This is a genomic window from Streptomyces sp. NPDC024698 (assembly GCF_055559015.1).
The window spans coordinates 175,686-195,888 of record NZ_JBVHLK010000012.1 but is presented as its reverse complement, the minus strand read 5'-3'; the positions used below and the strand labels follow the sequence as shown (position 1 = coordinate 195,888).

Below are 20,203 nucleotides of genomic sequence, written 5' to 3'. Positions count from 1 at the left end.
GCTCCCGGGCAGCGCCTGTGGGGGCACCGTATTCGCCAGTGGGCGACCCGAGTCCACGCACTGCCTCCGCGGGCAGCGCCACCGTCGATGGCACACCCGGTCGTAAGGCGTATTTTCGGTCGATCAGCCTGATTCGTTGCCCAAGAGTCGCTACGGTCCGAAGTGAGTCAGCACTGGCTGTGGGGGTGTGGTGACAGGCATCGAGATCGCCATCGGGTACCTGTTCGCGTGGGCCGTCCGGAAGGCTCGGCGCGTGGCCGGACGGGCGGACGGTGAAGTCGACCGGGCGCTCGACTCCGGGATGGACCACCTGCACGACGTGGTGAGCCGGAAACTCGGCAACGATCCCGTGCTGCACCGGCTGACGGACGAGGCGGAAAGCGGGCGCGAGTCACCCAGCGACCGGACCCGGCAGCGGATGCTGCTCGCGCTGGAGGAAGCGGACGAGACCGATGCCGGCTTCGCCGCCGAGCTCGAGCAGGCGGTGGCGCATCTTCGATCCCTTGCCCCGGCACCCGGTAGTCGCCCCGGTGGGGACCGTATCGAGTTTCACCACAACACCTTCCACGGCCCGGTCCAGGCCAAGGGGGTCCAGCACATTCACCCCGGCGGCGCATCATGACCGATGGCGAAAGACCGTACGGCGCGCAGGACGACTTCGAGTTCCGCGACACCACCTTCCAAGGCCCTTTCCAGACCGATGGTGTCCAGCACATCCACTACTACGGCGCAACGACTGCCCCTCAGGCACCCAAGTGGTGGCGGCGACGGGCGACGGGAGTGTTCGCGGCGCTGGCGCTGATCCTCACTGCGGGAGGCACGTACGCGGTCTACGGACTGGGGCTCTACGGCGGGACGGCGAAGGGGATCCCGGTGCCACGGCTCGTGAACCCCGGCCATGCGAAGCTTCCGTCGTACGTGCACATCCAGGCACAGGAACAATGTGCCTCCAGCGTCAACTACTACGCCGAGACGGCCGAGGACTACCAACAGGGACGGCACGCGGGGCAGAGGCGCCTGGGACCGGTGGCCGTCGACATCACCAGCCAGACGTCCGCCAAAGACGCCGTACTGCTGGTGGGCATGCGCGTGCTGGATCTACAGCGGAAGGCACCTCCCACCACCGGCATCGCCGTCGAGGACGGAGGGTGCGGATCAGGAGTGGACGTTAGACCGTTCTGGACCGACCTGGACAAGACCGATCCACTCATCATCGCGAAGGCGGGCGCGCACTCACCGGTTACGTTCCCCTACAGGATCTCGTCGAACGATCCTGAGGTGTTCGATCTCACCGTGGAGAACACCACCTGCTTCTGCGCCTTCGCCGTCGAGATCGACTGGGTCGCCGCGGGAAAGGCGGGCAAGACGATCCTGGACAACGGCGGATCGGGATTCCTGTCCGGTGCGGCCCCCAACGTCCCCGCGTACACACTTGACTCATCCAGCCGACTGCAACGAACGACGTACGGACGGCTTCTCCCACCGAGCTCGTAGCATCTCTCCGTGCCCGATGGGTGGTTGACGGTTCCCGGGATCGAAGGAGCTTCCTGTTTACGGCTCTTGGCGCAGCCAGTCAGGTGCCAGGCCAGTTGTGACTGTCTGTCACCTCGCGCGCGATGCGACGCCACTGCTCTTCCCCGCCGGGCAGGGGTCACGCCCACGTCGGCTGAACCGCGGTGTTCAGCCCGTGCAGGAGTCGTACGAGCTGAGGGCCGGCTGCGGCTGAGCCGTCCGGGACGACCGGGCCGTGGGTGGCGCGGAGTCCGGCGAAGCGTGCCAACTCGTCCTCGTAGAAGGCCACGGCTTCCTCGGTGCGCTTGGCCAGGTCGTCGCGCGGGACGGTGCGGTGCAGTTGCAGCAGGGGAGGCTCGATGGATTCGGCGATCGCCGCGGCGAGCCGCGCGTGACCGTCCAGGATCAGATGGCAGTCCAGGCCACTGACCCACCACAACAGGACGGGTGGGAGCGTCCCTTCACGGGCTTGCTTGCGGTACGCCTTGACCCGGCCGTCGTCCGCATCGGGCATCGGCCGCAGCGGCAGGATCTCCCACCCGTGAGCATACGGGAACCAGTCGATGCAGCCGCTCGGATGACCCTCGACGAGCATCGAGCTCCAGTACTCGGCGTGCGAACTGCCGGTGTGAGGCCGTCGCTGGAGCGGGCTCTCGCACGAGAGGAGCCACCGGCCCTCGTGCAACGGGCTGCCCGGAGAGTCGATGAGGTAGTGCGCGAAGCGGTGAGCCCACCGTTGCGGGCTGCCCGCCACTTCGCGTGCTTCATCGGCACGCAACGGAGGAACGAGGGAGCAGTACTCGTCGGTGCGCCAGAAGTCCACGCCGTCGTGCTGCTCGTCGACGACGGCGAGCAGTACAGGCCGCGCCATCTGGGAGACCAGCAGCTGCGTACCGGCAGTGAACACGCCCAGCCCCGGCCGGTGGCGGTCCTGTACGTCCAGGGACAGACCCATCCACGTGCCGTCGATTCGCGTGACATCGCCGCGCCCCATGCCGAGAGCGTAGACGGCGCGATCCCGCCGTCTGATCACCGGGTGTGACGGTTGCGACCGGCTCGTCACGTCAACGGTCGAACGGGCGCCCGTCGAACTCGACCGGCGGCCCGTCGAAACTCCGCATCCCATGGAGGGCGATGGTCAGGACGCAGTTGCGGCAGGCTTAGGGTGCCCCCGTGCATGTTGATGATCTCCAGTGGCAGTTGAGCAGCCTCGGTGGAGTCCTGCCGCGGCTTGTGGACGAGATCCTTGATGGCGGCGGTCTTGAGACGCTGGTGGAGGCGGCCCGCGAGCGCGAGGACTGGTTCTGCGCCATGGGTGCGGTACGAGGGCTGTGCGCTGTAGGGGAGTTCGGGCGCGCATGGGCTGTCGTGGAGCCGTTCGCGGCGTCGGGCTGGCAGCCGGCGGTTCGGGTCGGGACCGATGTCCTTCTGCGCTGGAACCGCGTCGAACAAGCACTGGAACTGGCGCACCCCGGCCCGCGGGGGCAGGAGGACGGTGAAGCGTGGCGGGACTACGCCGAAGCGCTGGTCCGAGCCGTGCGGGTGGACGACGCGATCGGCGTGCTCGTCCCGTATCTGCGGGACAGGCAGGTGCTGTTGGGCCTGGTCGAGATGACCGACGGGCAGGGAAGCGACGAGCGGGTGCTGGAGCTCCTCGCCCCGATCGCCGAGGAGTTTCGGCGTGACCCCGAGCAGTGCGGCGTCCGTGACCTGTGGGACGTCCTGGCCGCCCAGGGCCGGGTCCTGGAGCGGTCCGGCCGCGTGGACGAGGCGATCCGGCTGCTCGGCGCGGACGTGGCCGAACGCCGGTACGGCCCGCAGAACAACGTCGAGTTCTACGTCGAGTTGCTGGCTCGGCACGGCCGCATCGAGGAACTGCGCGACCTCGCCACCGGCACCCAGATGTCCACCGCGGCGGGTCCGTACGTCAAGGCCCTGGAAGATCTGGGCCGAGCCGGAGAAGGGGAGACCTACCTCCGCGACCTCATCGCCGCGAAGCAACCTGGCTGGTACGAGGGCATGTTGATGGAACTGCTCATCCGTCAGCGGCGCTTCGACGAGGCCGTCGCGGCGGTGGAGCACACATTCGACGACCTCTATGACGGAAACCTTCTCCAGTCGACCCTGATCGTGCTTGCCGAACACGGCCGCTACGACACGGCCATCGCCCTCACGGAAGGGCGCAGCCCCGAGTTCCTCGCGGAGAACGAGGAGTACTGGCTCCGTTCCAACCGGTGGTGGCTGATGGGAGAAGCGGGACGCGCCCGGGAGGCCATCGCGGAGATCGAGGCGCTGCCGTCCGGCGAGGTCGACGACCGCGAACTGACCATCGCCTGGCTGCTCGCGCAGGACGGCCACGTCGAGCAGGCCATCGCCCGCCTGCACCGGCTGCCTGGCAAGCGGGCCGCAACCGACGTGGCCGAACTGCTGATCGCGCAGGGCCGCTTTGCCGAAGCTGTCGCCGCCATCCCCGACGTGGCCGCCCAACGAGAGGAGGAACGGCGCTTCTGGACGGACCGGGCGGAACAGCACTGAGATGATCGCCTTCTGGGGGCCCGGCTCCCTGAGCGTCGACCTGCGGGTCCGGGAACCGTGCGAGCGTGAGAGTGTGCGCCGCCCTGACGCCGCTTCTGCTGCTCACCGTATGTGCGGGCAGCGAGGGCGCGTATCGCGTTGTGATCACCAGAGCCGTGACAACCCGCTCTGACAGCCAGATGCGGCACCGCCTTCGTCGTCTGGCTCCGCCGGTGACCGAACCAGCGGATTCCGGCAACGGCTCGATCTGCGGCCGGAGTGCGGCCGAAGAACGGTGTTGCCCTCTCCCGCGCTGGATCACTAAGGTCGGCCGGGTGACTGCCGGGTCGGCCTTGGGCCATGCACGAGTGAGCTTCCCGGCCTCGGCGTGAGCACGAGGCGGGCTAGAGGCCCGCCCCCCTTCTCCGAGTCTGTGCTCCCTGCGCCCGCATGTGGCGCCCGTTCCGACGGATCCCAAGACCGGAGACACATCACTGATGCCCTATGACCAGCAGCACCCGCATGAATTCGAGCTGCCGTCGGTCGGTGTGCAGCTGAACCACATTGCCGTCTACGCAAGCGACCGCTACCTGTCCGCGGAGTTCATCGCCGCGGTCCTGGGCCTGAGGGTCGGCGCCCCGTTCGGGCCGTTCCTGCCCGTTGACCTCGGCAACGGCGTGACGCTGGACTACTACGAGAAGAGGGACGAGCCGATCCAGTCACAGCACTACGCCTTCCTCCTGCCTGACGAGCAGTTCGACCCCGCGATCGCCCGTCTGAAGGCGGTCGGGGTCACCTACTACGCCGACCCCGGCCACGCCGACCCCGGCAACGTCAATGGCCTATTCGGGGGCCGCGGCGCCTACTTCGACGATCCGGACGGCCACAACATGGAGATCATGACTCGGCCCTACGTCCGCCCCTAGGCTGGGACCGAGCTGCGATCAAGAGACTGCCTGAGTGCGGTCTTGATCCAGATCAGCGAGGCGCGCAGGTGGAGGCCGGTGAGGTGGCTCTCCGGGGTCTTGTCGTCCCTGGTAGCGATTCCTTGCCAGGCCTTCAGCTTGTTGATCAGTCGGTTGGCGGCCTGCTCCGTCTGCGCGGGTGGGAGCGGTTTGCCGCAGGACGAGTAGGTCTTGTCCCCGGCGCCGGCGTCGGGTCGGGTGTGCGCTCCGCCATCGGTGTGCATGTATGACTATTTGCGCTGAATGAGAAATCGATTTCCGTTTCTTAAGAACGTGGCGTTCTATGGCGATTCAGCCATGTCTGCGGGTGAGGATCAGTGCGTGTCCGGACGAATGGTCCGGACAGTGCCGGGGTGTCAGCCCCGGTTCGTACGGAAGGGTCTGAACATGATCAACGGGTTGAAGAGGGCCGCGGCCCTGGGGGCGGCGACGGTAGCCCTGGCGGCGGGCGCGGTCGTCGGTACGGTCGGCACCGCGTCGGCCGCCCCGCAGGACCACCGGCCGGCGGCGTCGTCGCACCACTGCGAGAGGGTGGCGGGCCACTGGGCACGGCAGTGGCGCCCGGCCTTCCGGGACCGGCACCACCGCTGGCACCCCGGCCAGTGGATCCGCGTCTGGCGTCCCGCGCACAAGGAGTGCCACCACTCGCCCCGTCGCTGACGGCGGCATCCGCCCGTAGGAGCGGCTGAGATTTAAGCCGGACCCGGCCCCGACGCGCCTCCTCGAAGGCGCGCCGGGGCCGGTTTCGTCAGGCCGCACCCGCACCCGCACGCCGGAGCTTCGCGCGCGTCGAAACCGCGTCCAGAACTTCTGTAGAGGTTCATCGGCCGGGCGCATGCCGTGTGATGCGCTTCGTTCCTACGACACTTGTCGTCTGGAGAGGGCGCACACTCCGCCTTCGGGGCCGTCGTTGAGAAGAAGACCGGACCAACTGCGTTCGATCCTGAGGCAGAACGCCCGCAGACAAGGGGCAGCCGTGGCCAACGGCTGCCCTTTGCGGTCGAGTTCTCGGGCTCCTCGCCAGGTATCGAAGCGCCCAGCCAGTGGCACCGCTACCTACCCACCCGGATCGGAATCAGTCCGCGCGTCGACGGGCGCGAAGGAGGACGACGACGAGGAGCCCGGTCACCGCCAGGGCTCCGGCGCTCGCGGCGGCGATCCAGGCCGTCCGGTCCGATCCGCCGGCGTCGACGCCGACCGCGTTCACGGTGATGGGTGCGCTGCTGTTGGCGTGGTCGGCGTCGTCCCGCAGCATCTCCGCCGGAGCGTCGAGATCGATCGAGCCACGGGTGAGCGCAGACGGATCGTCGATCCGCAACCTGAAGGGGAAGGCCTCGTGGTACCCGTCGCGGAGCATGGGGACGTCGAAGCCGTTGGTGTACAGGTTGTACTCACACAGGTAATAGGGCCTTTTCGTCACTTTGTTCCCGCACTGCTTCGGGCTTCTCAGCACGGTCACGCCCCGGGGGAACTGCACTCGGATTCGGGCGAACGGGACGCTGTTGTCTGCGTCGTGCTGGGCCTGCATGTCGGAACCGTGGAAGTCCATGGCCAGGTATGCCGTGACCGTCTCGCCCTTACGGCCCTTGAGCGCGGCTCCCGTCACCTCGATGTCCCACGATCTGTCGACGTCCACGGACAACGTCCAGGACGACATCGCGACCTGGGCGGTCGGCCGGGCGGCGGGAGGCACGTCTCCGGTCCGCTTCGCGAGGGTCAACTTCCCGCCCCGGCCCCAATGCCGGTCCCGCCACACGATGCCCTGCTGGAACCCGGGCTTTCTGTCTCCCGCATCCCCGACGTCCACCGATTCGCGATTCGCCCGGCGATCCACCGTGACGGCGAAAGGCGCGAGGTCGACGAACTCGCCCGGCTCGACCCGCGTGTCGATCCAGCACACCGCCATACCGTACGACCGGGCCACCGGGGAATCCGGCACCTTCTCGCCGTACTCACAGTTGCTGAACTCCGTCGAGAACGAGAGTCTCTCGGACAAGCTGATGGAGATCGCCCTCTTCCGCAGCACCCGTTCGCCGTGGTACTTGAACCCGGCACGCACGGTGAAGGTCGCCCCCTCGCGCAGGAGTTCACCACCGTCCCGCTCCAGACGGTCGATCGTCAGCGGCTGCTCATATCCCGCGCTCTTCCCTTGGAGCACGTGACCAGTCCCCGCAGCCAGCAGTCGTACGTTCGTCGCGGGCGGGCCGGACGTCACCGGTACGCCCGCGAGCACCCCGCCCAGTACGGCGGCCGTCACCGCGAACACCCGGCCGAACCCGACCCACCTGATCATGCGTCCTCCTCCACCCCGCCCGAACGAACCAGGCACCGCCGCAATCCGGAAACAGCGAACATGTCGGCGAATCCTGTGCGTCACCTGTAGGTCAAAGGACTTGTCCGGCGGCCTCATGGTTGTACCGGGCAGTGACGCTGCAACGATTCGGATGACAGGCACTGAGCGGCCCGGCGGTCAATCGGAGGGGGCGCGTCGGACAGCACTACAAGCGTCCATCCCAATCAACCGTCATGGATTTCGCCGAGAGTCCGTACACCCGTCCCACGGTCCGGTCAGCGTTGCCGTCGTCGCACGTGAGCCTGATGACGTTCAGCCCGTCGCCGATGCGGTCAGTCCCTGGGTGCCCAGTGTCTTGGTCTCCACGAGATGCCTTGGCCGGCCCCTCCTCACACTGGCCCAATACGGCACACCGGATGGCGCTCAACTGCACCTGGAGGAGAGCAACGGACTCGAAGAAGGCTCTGTAGGACCGGTCTTGGAGAGGGACCATGACGCATGACTCGTGCCAAATCGTGCGGGGAACCACGGGGAACAGCGGGGAACTCATTGATCGTCCGCAAGGCCTCTCCGGTCCTCCGTCGCGGAGCCGGACCGGAGCAAGCCCTGGACGCCCGTAGCTCCCCGAGCTGAGAGTGCGATCCGTGTGACCCGCTCCATGCGAAACCCCCAGGTCGAGGACCCGGGGGTTCCTTGCAGCCCAGGCTACTGAGCGGGGCGTCCGAGAAGAGGTCTACTTCAACGCGACGCCGTCACCCGCCGCCGTCACCGAGCTGGTCGTCCCCGTTCCCGCGAAGTGCCAGCGCCAGGTGCCGGACGCGTTCGCCGTGGTCGTCGTCTTCAGCTTGCCCGCGTTGTCGGTGGTCACCGTCTTTACGGTGGTGTACGTCGAGGAGCCGGACTTCTTGAACTGGAGGGCGACCTTCTGGCCGGCGAAACCGACGTAGGTGTTGGTGTTCCAGTCGGCTCGCGTCAGAGCTCCCGTGACGGTCAGCTTTCCGCCCTTGGTGACCGGTTCGGGCGTCGCCTGGGTTGTCGCCAGCTTGGCATAGCGCTTGATCTTCATCGTGGCGCTGCTGTCGAGCGTGTAGAAGTCGGTGTCGTAGCCGGCGGCCTCCACATCCAGGTGCCATGTGCCGGCCGAGCTGTTGCGGAGATCGAAGTAGTCGGTGGTGTCAGGGTCCAGGTTGTACGACCATGTGCACTTCATGGTCGTTGATGTGGGCCGCGTACACGTCGACGACTGCGCGTACTGGAGGCGACCGTCCGAGCTCACCAGCTTGAGGCCGGCCATGACCTTGATGCCCGAGTTGTCCTTGGCGGTGGCTGTGACGCTCAGCTTCTGGACCGCGCTGATGCCGACGTTGACGGTGGTCTTGCTGAAGGTCACCGAGGTGAAGGTGGTGTCACCCTTGTGGCCGTCCGCCTGTGCGGAGGGCGCGAGAAGGGTGAGCAGCGTCAGGCTGCCGAGGGTGGCGGCCACGGCCGTACGGATGTGCATGGTTCTCCAGGAACGACAGGAACGACAGAAACTGGTGCCCGGAGTTCCGCTTTTGGAGTCCGGGTGTGCACAAGACACTCCACCTGGGGAAATGGTTGTACGGATACTTCAGATCGGCCCGAGTCGGCCACTGCCCCGACGTCGGACCTTCGCTAGATGCCCGCCGCAGGGTCGCCGTCGCCGAGGCCCATCCACCAGTGCCCGTCGTCCTTCACCAGGAGCAGCTCCTGTCGCTGACCGGTTTCCTGGTACATCACTGTCACCGAGTTGAAGTAGCCGACGGGTGCCTCCAGCACGGTGACTTCGACTGGGCCGTCCGCTGCCCGGCCATATTCGCGCACGTACTTGGCCGCGGCTGGACCGGGCTGCTGGTAGGCGGGCCCGGCGAGGTCGGCAATTCCCTTCGCGTCGCCGTCCTTCAATCGCTGGACGTAGACCCGTACGAGCGTGTCGACGTCCTTGGCCGTTTCCTGGACGTCGGGGTACGTGGACTTCTCCGCGCGCACCGTCACGTCGATCTTGGGCGCGTCAGCAAGGGCATAGGGCTCACGGGACCCGCTCCACCACACGGTTGCGATGATCCCGACGACCAGCAGGCCGCTGCCGAGCGAGATGGCCCGTCTTGTCATAGGCACCTTCTTCCAGTTCCGGTTGGACTTGACGCAGTGAACGAGCCACCGGTTCCCGCACATGAGGACGTTCGATCCCGAGAGCACGGTGGCCGCAGCACCGATGTACAGCACTGTGGTGACCTCGGCCGACCGTCACCAGCGCTCGATGACAACCAGTTCACCAGCCCAGCAGACCTCAGTGGTCGTTCCGCCCATAGTGCGCGTCGAGGGGTGCCGACCGGCCGGAAGGACTCCGTCGTTTAGACTCCGCCGACCACCGCCGAACAGCGCGGCCAAGGGGGGAGACCCATGAACGATCAAAGCGTGTTGAGGGAGCCGCTCACCGCGGCGGACCGTCTGCGGTTCCTCCTCCAGATTGTTGTGGCAGTGATCATCTTGCCGATTGGGCTCATGGGAGCTGCGGCCCTGCTGTTCTACGTACTGGTCGGCGGGGTCTAGTACTGCAACGGTTCTTGCCGTGACTACTGGCCAGGTCGGTCGTTGGTGTGGGTATGGGTGGGGACCTTGCCGATGTCAGGTTGTGGGCGGGTGAACTGACCGCTCTGCATGGGCGGTTTGTGCACCGTTTCAGCAGGTCGGAGCCGCGCGAGTCGGCTCTGGCCTATATGCGGGGGCTGATAGCCCCGCTGCAGCGCAAGAACGGCTGGACGCTGGCCGAGGAAGCAGGTCATGACGGCCCGGACCGTATCCAGCGGATGCTGAACCGAATCGAGTGGGACGCCGACGAGGTCCTGGACGACGTACGCGACTACGTCGTGGAACACCTCGGCGAGAAGGACGCCGTATTGATCGTCGACGACACCGGCTTCCTGAAGAAGGGCACCCGCTCGGCCGGCGTGCAACGCCAGTACTCCGGCACCGCGGGCCGCACCGAGAACTGCCAGGTCGGCGTGTTCCTGGCTTACGCCACCGGCCGCGCACGCACCCTGATCGACCGGCGTCTGTATCTGCCCACGTCATGGACGGAGGACCGGGAGCGATGCCGGCGGGCGGGCGTCGGTGACGAGGTCGCGTTCGAGACGAAGGTGGCCATGGCCAAGGCGATGGTCCGCAAGGCCATCGCCGACAAGGTCCCGTTCGCCTGGGTGACTGCGGATGCCGCCTACGGCTTCAGCAAGGGCTGGCGATACGAACTCGAGCAGGCGGACGTCTTCCACGTCATGGCCACAACGAGGCACGACACCGTCGTCACCCGCTGGGCACTCGACCATCCCGTCCACGACCTGTTCCCCGGCCTGTCCCGGCAGAAGTGGAAGCGCCGCTCGTGCGGCGACGGCGCCCATGGCCGGCGCATCTACGACTGGGCCCGCGTCGAGGTCCGGCCCTGGCACCGCGAGGACCGCCGGCACTGGGTGATCGCCCGCCGCAGCGTCAGCAGACCGGAGGAAATCTCCTACTACATCGCCTACTGCCCCGCCGACACCACGCTGGACGAGCTGATCGGCATTGCCGGGAGCCGATGGGCGGTCGAGGAATGCTTCCAGACGGCGAAGCAGGAGTGTGGCCTGGACGACTACCAGGTCCGCCGCTACCCCGGCTGGCACCGCCACATGACCCTCGCCATGGCCGCCCACGCCTGCCTGACGGTCCTGCGCGCCCGAGAGCTGGATGCGGAGAAAGCAGAAACGGATCCTCCCAGCTCATCCACCTCAGCCTCGCCGAGATCCGACGACTGATCACCCGCCTCACCGACCGGCAGCCCCCGCCCATCGACCACATCCTGCACTGGTCGACCTGGCGCCGACATCGCCAACACCAAGCACGCGTCAGTCACTACAAGCGACGCGGACACAGCCCCTGAACTGCCCAGCAATCAGAACAAACGCCGTTGCAGTACTAGCCCGCGTCAAGGCGAACTTCAACACAGTTGGAATGCGTGTTGGGCCACAGGTCAGGACTCCTCGTCGTTGGGGTACGTCCATGGCCTGGTCGCCCATGCAGTCTGACTATTCGGTCGCTCTGCAATGTGGCCCGGTGGCATGCCGGCCAGGTCTGCGATGGACGAGTCTTGGCCGAGGACGTGATCGATGTGCGTCACGATCGAGGCGCCGTCGACGTTCGGATCGTGGATGCTGTCGCACAGGAGCCAGTCATCCTCCTCGTCGTGGATCACGATCAGAGCTGGGAACTCCCCGTCGGCAACCGTGCGCTGGACGATCGCCAGCAACTCGGAGGGGAAGGCGCCCGAGGGGAACGGCCAGGTCATGTCCGGTTGCATTGATCCCATGGCCGCATTCTCGTCCATGCCCGGAGTCCCGGCATGCCTTGGAGCGCGACCCCGGACGCCGGAGGGATGAGTGAGGGCAATCGCCACATGAGTTCCGGACCGCGACCGCACCAGTTCGCGTGGGGAGTAGCGGGGAATCAGGGTGACGGGAACCCACTCCGAGTAGGTCACGCCCTTGGCGGGGCCGCAGGGTTTTTGGACGGTGTAGGTCGCGTGATCGACGGCGACAAACCTGGCGACGTCGGCGATCCTCCCCGGGATACTGATCGCCCATGGATGAGGTCAAAGTCGTCGTCGCCCATTCCGAGCGCGCGACGCTGCGCGTCGGTGACGTGTTCTTGAAGGTGGACGCCGATCAGGCGCGCATCGATGCCGAGGTCGAGGCGATGTCCATCGCGCCCGTCCCTACTCCCGAGGTCCTGTGGCGCAAGCCGCACGTGCTCGCGATCGCCGCACTCCCGGGGACGACGCTCGGCCGCCTCGGCGGGCCGTCGACCGGGTCACCGGCGGCGTGGGCCGCGGCGGGCGCTGTCATCCGGAAGCTGCACGACGCGCCGCTGCCGCCACGGGCCGGGCGGAGCATCGCCGCGCTGGCTGCGGAACTCGACGCCGAGTGCGAGCTGCTCGTGGCGAACGGCCTCCTGCCCGCCGACCTGGTCACCCGCAACCGCCGGGTCGCCGAGGCCGCGCTCCGGCCGTGGACTCCGGCGTTCACACACGGCGACCTCCAGATCGCGCACGTCTTCGTCGAAGGCGACGAGGTCACCGGCATCATCGACTGGTCCGAGGCGGGCCAGGGTGATGCCCTGTACGACCTCGCCACCTTCACGCTCGGACACGAGGAGCACCTCGACGACGTCATCGCCGGTTATGGCACCGCCGTCGACCTCGACGTGATCCACGCGTGGTGGGCGTTGCGCAGCCTGCTGGTGGTTCGCTGGCTGATCGAGCACGGCTTCGACCCGTTCGCGCCGGGCTGTGAGGTCGACGTGCTGAGATCCCGCATGTGAGGTTGCGCGGGCCCGCCTGACGGCTACGTATACGTCCGAGCGGCGCGGGCTCGGCCCGGTGAACGGGGTCGTCCAGCCACGGCAGCGATGCCTCGGCTGGTGTCCTGACCACTTGCTGGACAGGCGGAGATCTCGGGACCACGACTCACACCGGACCCGGCCGGAGCCGAAGGTGATCTCCAGTGCGAGCCGCCCGGTGTCCGGGCCGCCCCTCAGTCCCACCAGAACGACCAGAAGGTCCGTCCCGGGAGGTCCATCGCGTACTCGGGGAACGGCGTGGGCGGGTCATCGACGATATTGTCCGCTGTCGACAACACGTGCTCCAGAGCGAGCAGGTTCGCGTGCTCCGCTTCAACGGGAGGTCTCGCGACGGAGACGTACAGTTCGCTGCCGAACACCGCCACGACCTGTGCACCGAAGCGATTCTCCCAACTCCGCATGAGCGCAGACACCAGAGGCAGGAATCCCCCTCCTGACCAGCCGATCAAGGCCAGAGCATCGCTACTGCGACGGGCAGGAACGAGCACCAGACGACAGTCGTACAGCCAGCCCCTTTTGACGAGCCATGCCAGCAGGTTGGACGCAGCCTCCTGAGGCGTCGGGCCCGCGGGCGTAGCCGGCATGGGTGGTGCCAGGCCCGGCCATTGTTCGAAGGGCGGGCCCGGGTCGTGCGGCCACGGCTCGATTCCTTCCGGTGCTAGGACCGGTGTCGGGTCCATCCAGAAGGGCAGCCGCCTGCGCCGGTATTCGCCGAAGTCCGTGGCCAGTTCCTCCTCCAGGCTGACGGCATCAACCTGGTCCAAGCTGAGCGGTGTTCGCATGACACCAGGCGAGCAGAGCAGCGGGACCAGGCCGTACGCACTCTGCTTGCTCAGCAGAAGCGGCCACAACTCTTCGATGTTCCGGGGGAATTCGTCGGAGACCCACACGCGGGGGAGACCAGAATGCAGGAACTGACCGACTGGCAGACCATCGGGCAGGGCAAAAGACATGACCGCACCGTAGACCGTGGCACTGACAACGCTGATGCCCCTGGGCCCCAGCACACTTCCGGTGTCACCAACCCAACGCGACCCGGTACGGATCATCGCGTTGGCTCAACCTTCCGATGCGGCTGGCATCGATCGCTGGGCGGCGGACAGCCGAGACTTGGCGATGTTGCGGTGCGGCGGGTACTGCCGTTGTCGGCCAGAACCTCCAGGACGGTCGCGGCTGAGAAGTTCTCCGCGGCGTGGAGTTGTAGCCGATGGGAGGCCGCGAGCAGGCTCTCGGCGTCCCACGGCTCGTTCAAGGCCATCGCCCTCAGCAATGTCCATTCATCGAGGCGCCGTGTGCAGAAGTCGTCCACTGCAACAGGGCCAGTCATCTCCAGACGCCAGGACGGATAGCCGGGATCCGTGAGCAGTTCAGCGGCTCGTCTGTCGAGGTACTCGCAGACGGCACCGTTCGCCATCCCCTTATCGGGATCGGTGAGTACGCGGACGATGAGGTCGGCTGCATCCGCAGGGGCCACCTCATGGAACGCCCTCCGGTAGCGAGCAAACCGTACGTGCTCGTCCGCGTCCCAGCCCGGATCGTCCGCTGACACCGTGCCGCTCGACACCGCCGCCGCCCCTCTCAGCTGGTTCGGGACGGAAGCCTGTCACAACCCTGGTGCCTGCCGAGGTCCCGTGGAGACTCGCCCGGGTTCGTTGAGCCGCCCACTTCGGACCGCCACTCAACCGGACGCCATGGCCGAGGACCATACGCCGAACCACTGCTCGGCGCCGTACTTTTCGAACCGCTCCACCTGGGTGAACCCCAGCTTGGCCGCGAGGCGCATCGAGCGGTCGTTGGCGGTCTGAGTGCAGAGCACCACCGGCTCGTCGGGGAGTGTGTCGGCGAACCAGTCGAGTGCCGCCGTGCACGCCTCGGCGGCGTATCCGCGTCCCCATGCCTCCGGCAGGAACATGTAGCCGAGTTCGACCTCTCCGGCATCCGCACGGACGTGAGTCATGGCGGGCAACCTAGCGCACGCCCGTGAGTGTTCCGAGGAGGCGTGTACGGCAGTTCACCCTCGCCAGCCCCCATCGCCCCGACCACCCTGTCCAAACCGAGGCCCTGCGCGATGCCCCCTGCGATGGCGCGCCCCCGGACGCCCGTCACCCAAACGTCCCAGCTGCCCAACGACGCGAACGAGTCCGCGTCCGAAGTGAGAAAGCGACGGCTCGGGAGGACGTTGCGCCACGACGGTGGCCTGAGCGACTACACGCGCTCCTGGTACACCCTGACCTCGGTCGGCTGGAGTCCGCGGATCACTGTCCAGGCTGCCCGCTCGGTCAGCCCTCGGGCCCACTCTTCAAGATTGTCTCCGGCATGGTGGAAGTACCACGAATCGTAGCTTCCCAGGGCCTCCAGAGCCGGCGCGAGCGCGTAGCGGAGCTCGCAGTGGACCTGTACGTAGTAGTCGTGATCGCCGTCGCTGTCGGCGACCTCGAACTGTCGGGTGAGATCCAGCGTGAACGCCCGAGGACCGTCGAACGCGTAGGTCCCGTACTGGAAGAGGAGACCGTCCGCATCGGATGTGTTCTGGACGTGGAACATCCGTCGGCCGAAACGGAGGAAGGCAAGCCAGACCTCTTCCGTGACCGGTTCGGCCACCGCCCGGGGTCCCAGTTCGCCTTCGAGTACTCGCACGGCCTCATCCATCGACGGTATGCCCGCCACACGTGCCCTCCACATCCGATGCAAACAGGCTGAGCGTACTGAACTCGGCCGACTTTCCTGGTCAGATGGACACCAGCACTTTCGGATGATCCAAAAGACAGGCCCTCGTCCAGCAGGCTGTCGACCAGTGCAACCACACGGCCCGGCACCGTCACGCGCGGACTCTCGACCGGCAGGCCGGCCACAGCGCTGGTTCTGGCGCTGAAGCGGCTGCGGGCAGCGCACTCCTGACAGACAGTTACATTGCCTTGACCTGTGGATTTGTGTGGCCGAGAGTGGCTGTACTGATCGACTGGGGTGGGAAGCATGACGCACGACGATTACGTCGACCGCTGCGAGGAGCTCTTCGCGGTGGGTGGGTTCGCGCAGGTACGGAAGGTGTCTGAAGCCGGTCTGGAGGAGCTCGGGCCCGATCCGGTGCTCTACCGGTGGCTCGGCCTGGCGCACGCGGCGGAGGATGAGGACGACCATGATGCCGAGGCGGAGAAGGCCTATGCGGCCGGGCTCGCCCGCTGGCCTGACGATCTCGGACTGCTCGTCTCCTACCTGGAGTTGTGCCTGCGGGCCGACGGCTGGACCTATCCGGGGCGCAGCCGTCGAGCTGTCGTACTCAAGGAGCGGATCGCCGTTCTGGCTCCTGCGGGTTCGCCCGAAGCGGCGCGGGTGGAGGCCGCGCTCGGCTGGGCCGGGCGGGGTTACTGGCAGGACGTACGGGAGAAGACGGCCACCGCGCGGGCCGAGCGGGCGGCTCTGACATCCCACAGCGCCGATGTGGCGGAAGCACTGGAACAGGGCGGGCAGGCGTCGGCGCATCCCGAGGACCTGCGGGCCGCCGAGGTGGCGGCCGCGCTGGAGCTGCTGGCCGGTCCGTGGCGGGCTCCGCTTCGGCTCATGGTCCGTCATCGGGCGGCCGCCTACGTTGCCACGTTCGTGCTCGTCCTCGTCACCAACAAAGCGCTGGTACTGAGCGGGACTGTCTCGTACAGCGTGTGGGGCTGGATCTGGTACGCGCCTGTCCTGTTGGCAGACGGAAGACTCAAGGCGGCCCGGCGGGTTGCCCGGCAGCGGGTGATCGCCGCGATGGAGGCCCGGCACGCCGACACCGCCGCCTCCGCGGGCTAGAGCCGGGTCCGTCGTGGTCTGGGCATACGTCCTGTGGTCCTGGTGGCGGGATAGTTGCCGGTGCTCGGGGGCCGGTACCGGGCGATGGATCTGGGGAACGACCGGAGCTTGACGACGGCGAGCGCGCCGTCCGCCGGAGACCGGGCGTGCGCCTATGTGCGCGGCAACAATGTCGACGTAGCCACCCGACACCGCTGGATCGGTTCTGCTCCCGCCTACGGCTCGTTAACGCGATGAGCGCGGGTCCGTTCCAGGTCCTGAACTCCCGCCAGGCCGGGCCCGTCTGACGTTGTTCCGGAAGGTCACGCCGAGGCGTGTGAGGCCGCGTTGGTGAAACGTCAGTGGATCGTCAGTGCCGTCGGCTTTGCTGGCTGACGTACACGGATGCCGGTGATCACCGGTGCGGCCCGGTGACCCTCCGGGTGGGCGGTCCGGCCGTGCCGACGGCGGACGCGGCCACCGCAGCGGACCCCGGCGTCGTCGGACACCCCGGTGCGGGGCGTGTGCCTTTCCAGACCGAACATCCCGAGGGAGACCCATGAGCTTCAAGGACCTCCACCTGTCGCGGCGCCGCCTGCTGACGGCGTCCGCGCTGACCGCCTCCGGCGCCGCGCTGTCCTCCGCGACCAGGGCCGCCGCGGCGGCGACACCACCGGCGATCTTCTACTCGCCGCACCAGGACGACGAGGCGATCGGCATGGCGGGCTCGATCCTGGAGCACAAGGCCGCGGGCCGTCCGGTGTACCTGGTGCTGGTGACCCGGGGCGAGAACTCCCAGCTCGCCGACATCATGAACCTGGGCCACTGCACCTGGCTGGAGAACCGCTGCTCGGCCCCCGACCACTACCACAAGCTCGGCTGGGACCCGTCCGACAACTCCCTCGTCGTCAAGGCCCGGACCGCCGAGTTCGCCCTGTCGGCCAAGTCCATCGGGGTCGACAAGGTCATCAACTTCAACCTCTCCGACGAGGCGTACACCAACTACGACGGGTTCGTCCAGAAGGTCAAGACCAAGGTCAGGGCGCTGGCCGCACAGTATCCGGGCGCCTCCCACAAGTTCGCCGCCGGCTGGCTCGACGGGAACCCGACGCACAAGGCGTGCAGCGACGCCGCCTACCTGCTGCGCGACGAGATACCGGACCTGCGGTTCAACCACATCTACACCTACCAGCAGCACCCGCAGTCCGACCGGGTCCAGGGCGCCGACTACGTCCTGAACATCCCGGCGAAGCACATGGCGATCAAGCGGTCGGCCATCCTCGCCTACAACACCTGGGATCCCAGCCGGAACCTCTACACGCTCGGGTACCACAGCGTGCCCGAGTGGCTGGAGAACGCGTACGCGGACCCCCGGGAGTTCGTCCACAGCCTCCCGTCGGGCTACCGGACGGGCCCGCCCCCGGCCTGACCGGAGTCCGAGAGGCCGGGGCCACCGTGTGTGGCGGCCCCGGCCTCTCGGCGTTCATCACCTTCCGGGGCTGGTGTTCATCACCTGCCGTGGTCGACGCCCGTCGCCGCGGGCGCGTCCCGTGCCGTGGTCACCGCCTCCGGCCACTGGGGCGACGTCGTCGTCCGCCCGAGGCGTACCGTCCCGCCGGGGCCGCTGTCGATCGTCCGGGTCCGCTAGGGGCCCTTCTCCGCGAAGGCGTCACTCACGGCTGCGGGGTGGGCTCAGGTGGGCCGTCAGCAGGTGGGAGTCGAGCAGCGAGACGTCGGCCATGCGGTCGGCGCGCGTATAGCCGGCCAGCATGCGTTTGGTCAGGACGAGGGCCTCGGGTGATCGGCGTACGAGTGGCCTGGTCCAGCCGCTGATGGTCGCGTCCAGTTGGTCGAGGGGAGCGACCTTGTGCAGGAGCCCGATCCGGTGGGCGGTAGGGGAGTCGAAGACGTCGCAGGTGAGCATGAGTTCACGGATTCTCGCGGCACCGGCCTCGGAGACGAGGCGGCCCATCGCTCCTCCCCAGGCGGGCGGGAGGCCCAAGCCGACCTCCGGCATGCGGAACCGGCAGGTGTCGGCGCCCGCCCGCAGGTCGAAGTAGGCGGCGAGCGCGAGGCCGGCGCCGATGACGCTGCCGTGGAGCCGGGCGATGGTGACGACGTGGGTGTTCTCCAACGCCTGGCACAGCCGGTGGGCCTTGTCGGCGATGCGACGCAGCGCTCCTCCCGTCGGGTCGGAGACGAGAGCGTCCTGGTATTCCTGGCGGTCGGCTCCCAGGCAGAAGTCCTCGCCCAGGGAGGACAGGACCAGGACGCGGATGTCCGGCCGCTCGTGGAGACCGTCGAGCAGGGCGAGGAGGCCGTCGAGGACGGCGGCACTCAGGGTGTCGTCCTGGGCGGCGGGGTTGAGCCGGACATGGAGGACGGGGCCGGTCTGTTCCACGTCCATGGGTTCGCGGACCGGTGTGGGGGAGGTGGCGGGGGAGGGCGGGTTCATGCGAGGGCGACATCCAGGTTCAGCAGGCGCCGGAACGCCACCCTGGGGGCCCATATCGGGCGGCGGACCAGGGTGAGGCGGGGGAGGCGCGTGGTCAGGAGACGGAGCAGGGTGTGGGCCTCGAGCCGGGCCAGGGGGGCGCCGAGGCAGTAGTGGATGCCTCCGCTGAAGGCGAGATGGCCGGCCTTGCGGTGAGGGTCGAAGAGGTCGGGGTCCGTATGTCTCGCCGGGTCGCGGTGGGCCGCTCCCACCATGAGGTGGACCATCTGGCCGGCGTCGACCGCGACACCGTCGAGCAGGCATTCCGTGGCGGCGATACGGCTGATCACATGGGTGGGCGGGTCGTAGCGCAACGATTCCTCGACGAACGCGGGCACGAGGTCGGGGTGTTCGGCGACCATGTCCCACCGCGCCGGCTCCTCCACGAGCAGGAGCGTCATGGTCGACAGGAGGGTGGACGTGGTCTCCAGGGCCGCCAGCAGCACGAACAGGGCCAGGAAGTAGACCCCTTCGTCGGCCTTGTCCTGGTCCGGCTCCAGGGCGTCCCACGTCCGTATCCACTGTGAGACGGGGTCGTCGCCGAGACGGGTGCGTCGCTCGCGGACCAACTCCAGGAAATAGGCACGCAGTTCGGCCATGGCCGCGTCCGACCGGGCTAACTGGCTCGCGGAGGGCAGCAGTTCCTGGGTGAAGACCTGGTCGTGGGTCAGCTCTCGCAGTCGCGGCCAGTCGGCTGCGGGCAGGCCGAGCCAGTCCCCGATCGTGGCGATCGGGAGTTCCTCACTGACCAGGGCGGCGAAGTCCGCCTCGCCGGTGTGGAGATGGTCCATCAAGGAGTCGAGGAGACGGTCGACGATCCCGTCGACCCGCCGCCCCATGCGTTCGATCGTTCCGCGGTCGAAGCTGCCGGCCGCACGGCGCACCCGGGTGTGCTCGGGTGGGTTGAGCGCGGGCAGGGTCCTGCTGATCTCGCGGGAGGAGGGGGCGCTCCAGCGGGTACGTTCCCCCTGCCGCTGCCGCCATTCCTTGTCCGGCTCCAGCCAGTCGCCGCTGCGGAGCACCCGGTCGCAGGTGCTGAAGCCGGTCACGAGAAGCCCGCCCCAGGGCGCGCGGCTGACACTGCCCCGCGACCGGAGCTCGGCATAGATGGCGAATGGGTCGTTCTGTCCCTCGGGCTTCCGGAGACGGGAGAAGAGAGAGACAGTGGCTCGACGGTCGGACGACGGAGTCGTGACACTCAACCCCACGGTGGCGGCTCCTTTCTGAGCAACAGCCGCCATACGTACC

General features: G+C 67.7%; 20 protein-coding genes and 2 pseudogenes. 10 read left to right on the top strand and 12 right to left on the bottom strand.

Going from position 1 to position 20,203, the window contains the following annotated elements; translation table 11 throughout:
• Positions 1 to 190 precede the first annotated feature (190 nt).
• Both ACZ4AA_RS25475 and ACZ4AA_RS25470 read left to right on the top strand, forming a co-directional pair.
• Positions 191 to 622, top strand: a complete 432-nt coding sequence (locus ACZ4AA_RS25475; RefSeq protein ID WP_467607204.1) for a hypothetical protein — start codon at positions 191 to 193, stop codon at positions 620 to 622.
• Positions 619 to 1,494 carry a hypothetical protein gene (locus tag ACZ4AA_RS25470; RefSeq protein WP_467607202.1) on the top strand — a complete coding sequence of 292 codons (876 nt, stop codon included), beginning with the start codon at positions 619 to 621 and terminating at the stop codon, positions 1,492 to 1,494. Before ACZ4AA_RS25475 ends, ACZ4AA_RS25470 begins: the two co-directional genes overlap by 4 nt.
• A 157-nt stretch (positions 1,495 to 1,651) precedes the next feature.
• Here the strand turns inward: ACZ4AA_RS25470 and ACZ4AA_RS25465 are convergent, their stop codons facing one another.
• The gene (locus ACZ4AA_RS25465; protein ID WP_467607198.1) at positions 1,652 to 2,506 is read right to left on the bottom strand and encodes a hypothetical protein; all 855 of its coding nucleotides are present in this window, start codon (positions 2,504 to 2,506) and stop codon (positions 1,652 to 1,654) included.
• A 179-nt stretch (positions 2,507 to 2,685) separates the two neighbouring features.
• On the opposite strand from ACZ4AA_RS25465, the gene ACZ4AA_RS25460 reads away from it, so the two are divergent.
• The gene (locus tag ACZ4AA_RS25460; protein ID WP_467607195.1) at positions 2,686 to 4,047 is read left to right on the top strand and encodes a tetratricopeptide repeat protein; all 1,362 of its coding nucleotides are present in this window, start codon (positions 2,686 to 2,688) and stop codon (positions 4,045 to 4,047) included.
• 476 nt (positions 4,048 to 4,523) lie between these two features.
• Positions 4,524 to 4,952 carry a VOC family protein gene (locus ACZ4AA_RS25455; RefSeq protein WP_467607191.1) on the top strand — a complete coding sequence of 143 codons (429 nt, stop codon included), beginning with the start codon at positions 4,524 to 4,526 and terminating at the stop codon, positions 4,950 to 4,952.
• On the opposite strand, the pseudogene ACZ4AA_RS25450 reads toward ACZ4AA_RS25455, so the two are convergent.
• A pseudogene (locus ACZ4AA_RS25450) lies at positions 4,949 to 5,203 on the bottom strand (hypothetical protein); the annotation flags it as partial. The gene ACZ4AA_RS25455 and the pseudogene ACZ4AA_RS25450 sit on opposite strands and share 4 nt — an antisense overlap.
• Positions 5,204 to 5,378: 175 nt before the next feature.
• Between ACZ4AA_RS25450 and ACZ4AA_RS25445 the strand changes: the two are divergent.
• On the top strand, positions 5,379 to 5,651 hold the full coding sequence (locus ACZ4AA_RS25445) for a hypothetical protein (protein ID WP_467607188.1): 273 nt from the start codon (positions 5,379 to 5,381) through the stop codon (positions 5,649 to 5,651).
• Positions 5,652 to 6,066: 415 nt separating this feature from the next.
• Here ACZ4AA_RS25445 and ACZ4AA_RS25440 read toward each other — a convergent pair whose 3' ends face one another.
• The 3 genes from ACZ4AA_RS25440 to ACZ4AA_RS25430 form a co-directional block, all read right to left on the bottom strand.
• Positions 6,067 to 7,284: a hypothetical protein gene (locus ACZ4AA_RS25440; protein WP_467607184.1), complete on the bottom strand. Its 1,218-nt coding sequence runs from the start codon at positions 7,282 to 7,284 to the stop codon at positions 6,067 to 6,069.
• A 733-nt stretch (positions 7,285 to 8,017) separates the two neighbouring features.
• Positions 8,018 to 8,785 (bottom strand): calcium-binding protein, encoded by a 768-nt coding sequence (locus ACZ4AA_RS25435; protein WP_467607181.1) that lies wholly within the window; start codon positions 8,783 to 8,785, stop codon positions 8,018 to 8,020.
• Positions 8,786 to 8,937: 152 nt separating this feature from the next.
• Positions 8,938 to 9,414 (bottom strand): hypothetical protein, encoded by a 477-nt coding sequence (locus ACZ4AA_RS25430; protein WP_467607178.1) that lies wholly within the window; start codon positions 9,412 to 9,414, stop codon positions 8,938 to 8,940.
• A 291-nt stretch (positions 9,415 to 9,705) separates the two neighbouring features.
• Between ACZ4AA_RS25430 and ACZ4AA_RS25425 the strand changes: the two genes are divergently transcribed.
• Together ACZ4AA_RS25425 and ACZ4AA_RS25420 are read left to right on the top strand one after the other, a co-directional pair.
• Positions 9,706 to 9,855, top strand: coding sequence for a hypothetical protein (locus tag ACZ4AA_RS25425; protein WP_467607174.1), 150 nt, complete (start codon positions 9,706 to 9,708; stop codon positions 9,853 to 9,855).
• A gap of 53 nt (positions 9,856 to 9,908) precedes the next feature.
• Positions 9,909 to 11,093, top strand: coding sequence for an IS701 family transposase (locus ACZ4AA_RS25420; RefSeq protein ID WP_467607170.1), 1,185 nt, complete (start codon positions 9,909 to 9,911; stop codon positions 11,091 to 11,093).
• Positions 11,094 to 11,308: 215 nt separating this feature from the next.
• On the opposite strand, the gene ACZ4AA_RS25415 is transcribed toward ACZ4AA_RS25420, so the two are convergent.
• Positions 11,309 to 11,662 (bottom strand): hypothetical protein, encoded by a 354-nt coding sequence (locus tag ACZ4AA_RS25415; RefSeq protein ID WP_467607165.1) that lies wholly within the window; start codon positions 11,660 to 11,662, stop codon positions 11,309 to 11,311.
• 254 nt (positions 11,663 to 11,916) lie between these two features.
• On the opposite strand from ACZ4AA_RS25415, the gene ACZ4AA_RS25410 reads away from it, so the two are divergent.
• Entirely contained in the window at positions 11,917 to 12,654 is a 738-nt protein-coding gene (locus tag ACZ4AA_RS25410) for a phosphotransferase family protein (RefSeq protein WP_467607162.1), read from the top strand.
• A 212-nt stretch (positions 12,655 to 12,866) separates the two neighbouring features.
• Here ACZ4AA_RS25410 and ACZ4AA_RS25405 read toward each other — a convergent pair whose 3' ends face one another.
• The 4 genes and pseudogenes from ACZ4AA_RS25405 to ACZ4AA_RS25390 form a co-directional block, all read right to left on the bottom strand.
• Positions 12,867 to 13,646 (bottom strand): DUF4253 domain-containing protein, encoded by a 780-nt coding sequence (locus tag ACZ4AA_RS25405; protein ID WP_467607159.1) that lies wholly within the window; start codon positions 13,644 to 13,646, stop codon positions 12,867 to 12,869.
• Positions 13,647 to 13,738: 92 nt separating this feature from the next.
• A complete protein-coding gene (locus ACZ4AA_RS25400; protein ID WP_467607156.1) occupies positions 13,739 to 14,257 on the bottom strand; it encodes a hypothetical protein in 519 nt (172 codons plus the stop codon).
• A 114-nt stretch (positions 14,258 to 14,371) separates the two neighbouring features.
• A pseudogene (locus ACZ4AA_RS25395) lies at positions 14,372 to 14,644 on the bottom strand (GNAT family N-acetyltransferase); the annotation flags it as partial.
• A 254-nt stretch (positions 14,645 to 14,898) separates the two neighbouring features.
• Positions 14,899 to 15,360: a hypothetical protein gene (locus ACZ4AA_RS25390; protein WP_467607154.1), complete on the bottom strand. Its 462-nt coding sequence runs from the start codon at positions 15,358 to 15,360 to the stop codon at positions 14,899 to 14,901.
• Between the two features lie 306 nt (positions 15,361 to 15,666).
• Between ACZ4AA_RS25390 and ACZ4AA_RS25385 the strand changes: the two genes are divergently transcribed.
• On the top strand, positions 15,667 to 16,482 hold the full coding sequence (locus tag ACZ4AA_RS25385) for a hypothetical protein (protein ID WP_467607150.1): 816 nt from the start codon (positions 15,667 to 15,669) through the stop codon (positions 16,480 to 16,482).
• Between the two features lie 538 nt (positions 16,483 to 17,020).
• Complete coding sequence (locus ACZ4AA_RS25380; RefSeq protein WP_467607149.1) at positions 17,021 to 17,890, top strand: PIG-L deacetylase family protein; 870 nt, start codon at positions 17,021 to 17,023, stop codon at positions 17,888 to 17,890.
• Between the two features lie 240 nt (positions 17,891 to 18,130).
• Here ACZ4AA_RS25380 and ACZ4AA_RS25375 read toward each other — a convergent pair whose 3' ends face one another.
• Together ACZ4AA_RS25375 and ACZ4AA_RS25370 are read right to left on the bottom strand one after the other, a co-directional pair.
• A complete protein-coding gene (locus ACZ4AA_RS25375; protein ID WP_467607288.1) occupies positions 18,131 to 18,868 on the bottom strand; it encodes an enoyl-CoA hydratase/isomerase family protein in 738 nt (245 codons plus the stop codon).
• 44 nt (positions 18,869 to 18,912) lie between these two features.
• On the bottom strand, positions 18,913 to 20,196 hold the full coding sequence (locus ACZ4AA_RS25370) for a cytochrome P450 (RefSeq protein WP_467607147.1): 1,284 nt from the start codon (positions 20,194 to 20,196) through the stop codon (positions 18,913 to 18,915).
• Positions 20,197 to 20,203 lie beyond the last annotated feature (7 nt).